Origin of the sequence: Streptomyces sp., assembly GCF_036524955.1 — a bacterium.
Taxonomy (GTDB): Bacteria; Actinomycetota; Actinomycetes; order Streptomycetales; family Streptomycetaceae; genus Actinacidiphila.
Genome location: NZ_DATDBG010000123.1, coordinates 1 through 5,578, shown reverse-complemented (window position 1 = coordinate 5,578; position 5,578 = coordinate 1). Strand labels below are relative to the sequence as shown.

The 5,578-nt window shown below is 74.4% G+C and carries 5 protein-coding genes; 2 read left to right on the top strand and 3 right to left on the bottom strand.

Annotated features, from left to right (window positions below; all coding sequences use genetic code 11):
• The coding region (locus VIW71_RS10625; protein WP_331621841.1) for a hypothetical protein at positions 1 to 218 on the bottom strand (218 nt) is incomplete at its 3' end.
• Positions 215 to 1,375 carry an ATP-binding protein gene (locus tag VIW71_RS10620; RefSeq protein ID WP_331621840.1) on the bottom strand — a complete coding sequence of 387 codons (1,161 nt, stop codon included), beginning with the start codon at positions 1,373 to 1,375 and terminating at the stop codon, positions 215 to 217. The genes VIW71_RS10620 and VIW71_RS10625, both read right to left, overlap by 4 nt.
• Before the next feature lie 195 nt (positions 1,376 to 1,570).
• On the opposite strand from VIW71_RS10620, the gene VIW71_RS10615 reads away from it, so the two are divergent.
• Positions 1,571 to 2,917 (top strand): SWIM zinc finger family protein, encoded by a 1,347-nt coding sequence (locus tag VIW71_RS10615; RefSeq protein WP_331621839.1) that lies wholly within the window; start codon positions 1,571 to 1,573, stop codon positions 2,915 to 2,917.
• A 140-nt stretch (positions 2,918 to 3,057) separates the two neighbouring features.
• Positions 3,058 to 4,719, top strand: a complete 1,662-nt coding sequence (locus VIW71_RS10610; RefSeq protein ID WP_331621838.1) for a DUF5691 domain-containing protein — start codon at positions 3,058 to 3,060, stop codon at positions 4,717 to 4,719.
• Positions 4,720 to 4,750: 31 nt separating this feature from the next.
• On the opposite strand, the gene VIW71_RS10605 is transcribed toward VIW71_RS10610, so the two are convergent.
• Positions 4,751 to 5,164, bottom strand: coding sequence for a cobalamin B12-binding domain-containing protein (locus VIW71_RS10605; RefSeq protein WP_331621837.1), 414 nt, complete (start codon positions 5,162 to 5,164; stop codon positions 4,751 to 4,753).
• Positions 5,165 to 5,578: the final 414 nt, after the last annotated feature.

Below are 5,578 nucleotides of genomic sequence, written 5' to 3'. Positions count from 1 at the left end.
TCGGCGGCCAGCGCGGTGAGCGCGTCGGCCTCCGGCGGCCCCTCGATGAGCACGGCCTGCGGCCGGTACGCGTCCAGCGCCGCCCGCACGGCGCGGGCCGAACCGGGGCCGTGGTGCCGTACCCCCAGCAGCACCAGGTCTCCCGCGGCACCGGACCGGGCACCGCCGCCGGGCGCGGGCGGCCGGGTGGAACGCGAGGCACGCGAGGGCACCGTCATACCGACACCTCCCGGCAGGCGCGGTAGAAGTCCTTCCAGCCGTCCCGTTCCCGTACCACCGTTTCCAGGTACTCCTGCCAGATCAGGCGGTCCGCGGCCGGGTCGCGGACGACCGCGCCGAGGATGCCCGCGGCGACGTCACCGGCCCGCAGTACGCCGTCGCCGAAGTGGGCGGCGAGGGCAAGGCCGTTGGTGACGACGGAGATCGCCTCGGCGGTGGACAGCGTGCCGGACGGGGACTTGACCTTGGTGCGGCCGTCCTCGGTGACGCCGGCCCGCAGCTCGCGGAAGACGGTGACGACGCGGCGGATCTCGTCGGCGCCCCGGGGCGCAGCCGGCAGTTCGAGGCCGCGGCCGATCTGGTCGACCCGCCGGGACACGATGTCCACCTCGTCCTCCGCGGTGGCCGGCAGCGGCAGCACCACCGTGTTGAAACGGCGGCGCAGCGCGCTGGACAGGTCGTTGACCCCGCGGTCGCGGTCGTTGGCGGTGGCGATCAGGCTGAAGCCGCGGACGGCCTGGATCTCGGTGCCCAGCTCCGGTATCGGCAGAGTCTTCTCGGACAGGATCGTGATCAGGGTGTCCTGCACGTCGGCCGGGATGCGGGTCAGCTCCTCGACCCGGGCGATCCGTCCCTCGGCCATCGCCCGCATGACCGGGCTGTGCACGAGCGCGTCCCGGCTGGGGCCGTGCGTCAGCAGTTGCGCGTAGTTCCACCCGTAGCGGATCGCCTCCTCCGGGGTGCCCGCCGTGCCCTGCACCAGCAGCGTGGAGTCGCCGCTGATCGCGGCGGCCAGGTGCTCGGAGACCCAGGTCTTGGCGGTGCCGGGCACCCCGAGCAGCAGCAGCGCGCGGTCGGTGGCCAGGGTGGTGACGGCCACTTCGACGATCCGCCGCGGACCCACGTACTTGGGTGTGATGACGGTGCCGTCGGGGAGCGTTCCGCCGAGGAGGTAGGTGGCGACCGCCCACGGCGAGAGGTTCCAGCGGGCCGGGCGCGGGCGGTCGTCCGCCGCGGCGAGCGCGGCGAGTTCGTCCGCGAAGGCGTCCTCGGCGTGCGGCCGCAGGGCGTGGTCGGCCGTCTGCGCGCCCACCGGTTCGCCGGCCGGCCCAGCCGTCTGCTCGGTGCCGGTCCCGGCATCCGTCGTTGTGGTCATGGCTCTCCCCCACTCGGGTGGTGAATGCGTCGTCAAATCCATCGCGTATCCATCGGAAGGCACGGCGAAATCTGTCAGCAGGACCTCGCGTTCCGTGCTGCTCTCCACCATGCACCCCACCACTGACAATCGGTCACCGTGAGCAATCTTCGCAGGTCAGAGAGATTGTCAGTGGTCGGTTCTACCGTCGAGGACATGGAGACGGAAGCACGGTGGACAGCGGATCAGGTCCTGGCGCTCGCGCCTGACGCCGCATCACGCAAGGCGGGCGCGCGGCTCGCGACGCCCGTGCCGTGGTCCGGCACGGGGGTGGCGGGGACAGCGGTGTGGGGGCTGTGCAAAGGCAGTGGCAGCAAGCCGTACCAGACCGCGGTGGACATCGCCGGTCCGGCGTTCCGCTGCACCTGCCCGAGCCGCAAGTTCCCCTGCAAGCACGCGATCGGGCTGCTGCTGCTGTGGGCCGAGGGCGCGGCCGGGCCGGTCACCGCGGCGGTGGAGCCGGACTGGGTGGAGCAGTGGACCTCGGCACGGCGCAAGAAGGCGGAGGCGGCCGAGTCGTCGGCGCCCCGGGCGGCAGCCGGTCCCGCGGACCCCGACGCGGCGAAGCGGCGGTCGGACCGCAGGGCGGTGCGGGTGGAGGGCGGTGCCGCCGAGCTGGAGCAGCGGCTCACCGACCTGCTGCGCGGCGGTCTCGCGGGGGCGGACCGCGCCGGCTATCAGCAGTGGGACGAGATCGCCGCCCGGATGGTCGACGCACAGGCACCCGGGCTCGCCTCCCGGGTGAGGGAACTGGGGGCGGTGGTCGCCACCGGCGGCGACTGGCCGTCGCGGATGCTGGAGGAGACGGCACTGCTCCACCTGCTCACCCGGGGCTTCCTCGGCCGCGAACAGCTGCCGGCGCCGCTCGCGGAGACCGTTCGGACGAGGGTCGGCTTCACCGTCGACACCGCGGAGCTGCTGGCCGGGCCGTCAGTGCGAGGGCGGTGGCTGATCCTCGCGCAGTACGACACGGCGGACGACCGGCTGACCACCCGCCGGATCTGGCTTCACGACGAAGACGCCGGCCGGTTCGCCCTGCTGCTCTCCTTCGGCGCGGCCGGGCGGGCCCCGGAGCTCACCCTGCCCGTCGGCACGGTGCTGGACGCGGAGCTCGCCTACCACCCCGCAGCCGTCCCGCTGCGCGCCGCCCTCGGCACCCGGCACACCACCCATGTCCCGGACCGCACCCCGGCGGGCGCCGCGGTCAGCCCCGCCCTCACCTCCTACGGCACGGCCCTGGCCGACGACCCCTGGCTCGACGCCTGGCCGGTCCTCCTCTCCTCCGTCGTCCCCCTGCCCGGCCCCGACCGCTGGCAACTGGCCGACGCCACGACCGAGGACGCGCTTCCGGTCACCATGCCCCCGTCCGGCATGTCCGGCCTCTGGCGCCTCGCGGCGATCTCGGGCGGCCACCCGCTCACGGTCTTCGGCGAACTCGGCCCCACGGGCCTCCGCCCCCTGACCGCCTGGTCGAGCGGATCTCCGGCGCCCATACCCCTGTAACCGGAGCAGGAGCCGGAGCCGAGCGGCTGGTCCCCGGTGCCTGCCGGTCCTGCCCCCGAGGGACCGCGGGGCAGGACCGGCAGGCACCGGGGCGACAAGAAAAACCACGGAACCAGGACAACGTACGAACGGGGATCGGAATGAACGTCAGGTGGGACGACCTGGTCGGAAGCGCGCTGCTCGGGACGGAGCGGCGGCGGCCGCCCGGGGTCGTGGGGGACGCGGAGGAAGCGGCAGCGGGGTTGCTGGACGCCGCGGCGAGCGGGGTGGTGCGGCGGAGGGCCGGGGCGCGGCCCGGGGTGGCCGGCGAGCGGCCGAGGATGGCGGCGCCCGACCTGCGGCCGGAGCTGCCGGAAGCGGCGCGAAGAAGGCTGGCGATGCTGCTGGCGGACCGTACCGGGGACGGTTCGCGGGGGCGGCGGGGAGCCGCCCCGAATCTCACCGAGCTGCTGCCGCAGTGGCTCGCCGCGGCCCGCCAGGAGGGCTACGCCGCGCCGCCCGACCTGCTGCCCGCCCTGCTGGACGCGGCCAGGGCACGTACGGATCTGCGGGCGGACGCCCTGGCGCTCGCGGGCCCGCGCGCCCTGTGGCTGGCGGAGCTGAACCCGGACTGGAAGTTCGCCCTGCGCGCCGGCCACGGTGGCGTGACGGCGGGCGGCGCCCCGGAGGAGCCGGGGGCCGCGGAACGGCTGTGGGAGGAGGGCCTGTTCGCCGAGCGCGTCTCCCTGCTCACCCGGCTGCGGCTGGCCGACCCGTCGGCGGCCCTCACTCTGCTGGCCTCGACCTGGCGGAGCGAACGCGCCGAGGACCGGCTGATGTTCCTCGATTCGCTGCGTACGGGGCTGTCCGCGGCGGACGAGCCGTTTCTCGACGAGGCCCTGTCGGACCGCAGCCGCAACGTACGGGCGACGGCCGCGGAGCTGCTGTCCGCGCTGCCGGATTCCGCACTGGCCGGACGGATGGCGGCCCGGGCCCGCAGTTGCGTATCGCTCGGTCCGGACGGCATCACGGTCGAGGCGCCGTACGCGTGCGATCCGGCGATGGAACGGGACGGGGTGGCCCCGAAACCGCCCAGCGGGAGGGGCGAACGGTCGTGGTGGCTGGGGCAGTTGGTGGACACTGCCCCGCTGTCGACGTGGCCCGCCCTCTTCGCCGGCCGCACTCCGGAGCAGATCATCGCCCTGCCCGTGCTGGACGACTGGCAGCCGGATCTGCACGCGGCCTGGTGCCGTGCGGCGGTACGGCAGCGCGATCCGGCCTGGGCGCGGGCGCTGCTCGGTCCGCCGCCGGCCCCCGCCGCACCGGTCGCGGCGGTCGGCGACCCGGCGAAGCTGCTGTCGATCCTGCCCGCGGCGGAGCGCGCGGCATGGGTGGCGGACTTCGTCGCGGCGCACGGTCTGGCGGATGCGTTCCAGATGCTGGGCGTGTGCGCGGTGCCGTGGTCGGACCGGCTCGGCAGGGCGGTGGTGGACGCCCTGGACGTGGCCCGGGACGTCGGCAGCTACCCGTGGAGTTTCAGCGGCGTGATGGGCCTGGCCGAGCGCTGCCTCGACCCGGCCGCGGCCGAGCAGGTCGCCGTGCTGAGCGCGGCGGCGGAGGAGCCGCCGGACGGGGCGCCGGGCGCGAGCACGTACTGGTCGGAGGCGTTCCAGCGGCTCACCGGCACACTGCGGCTCCGCGCCGTGATGCTGGCCGAGCTGCGCGGCCGGGCGCCCGCCCCGCCGCACCCGGCACCGCGGGAGGCCGCGGTACCGGCCCCCGCGCCGGGGGCGAGCACCCCGGCGTCAGGCGGTACCGCGTGAGCGGGCGGAACCCTCGCTCAGGCGTCCGCGGTCAGGCGTCCGCGGTCAGGCGGATGTTCGCGTTGACCCACTCCACCACCTCGCCCGTGGACGTACCCGGGGTGAAGATCGCGGCGACTCCGAGCTCCTTGAGCGGAGGGATGTCCGCGTCGGGGATGATTCCGCCGCCGAACACCTTGATGTCCTCCGCGTTGCGCTCCTTGAGCAGCTCGACCACCTTCGCGAAGAGCGTCATGTGCGCGCCGGACAGGATGGACAGGCCGATCGCGTCGGCGTCCTCCTGGATGGCGGTGTCGACGACCTGCTCGGGGGTCTGGTGCAGGCCGGTGTAGATGACCTCCATGCCGGCGTCGCGCAGCGCTCGCGCGATGACTTTGGCCCCGCGATCGTGGCCGTCGAGACCCGGCTTGGCGACCACGACGCGAATCGGTCCGGACACTCCCATCAATGCCTCCATGCGTACGGCCCACGGGCCGGGGACTCGGGGCTGCGGCTCTGGACGCCGCACGACACGGCGTACCACAGCGTGAACGAACGTTATCGCCCGGGCGCGCCGTCCGACAGTTTTACCGAAGGCCCGAAGGGGGAAATCACACAATGGGACACATTCACCGAAGGTCGGGTCCGTCAACGATCACCGCGGCGCGGGACACGCCGGAGGAGCCAGCGGACCCGGGACGTACCGCGGGAGCCGCTGCCAGGATGCCGCGTCTCCGCGCTCGCAGCCGCAGGGCGCGGGGATGCGGCCTCCGCTCCGGCTTCCGCTGAGAGCGCCGCAGGGTCAGTGCCGACCCGGTGGCGCCGCGACGGGAGGTGGGCCATGGCAGCCCAGTCCTCGGCAGCCCGAGCCGTACAAGCC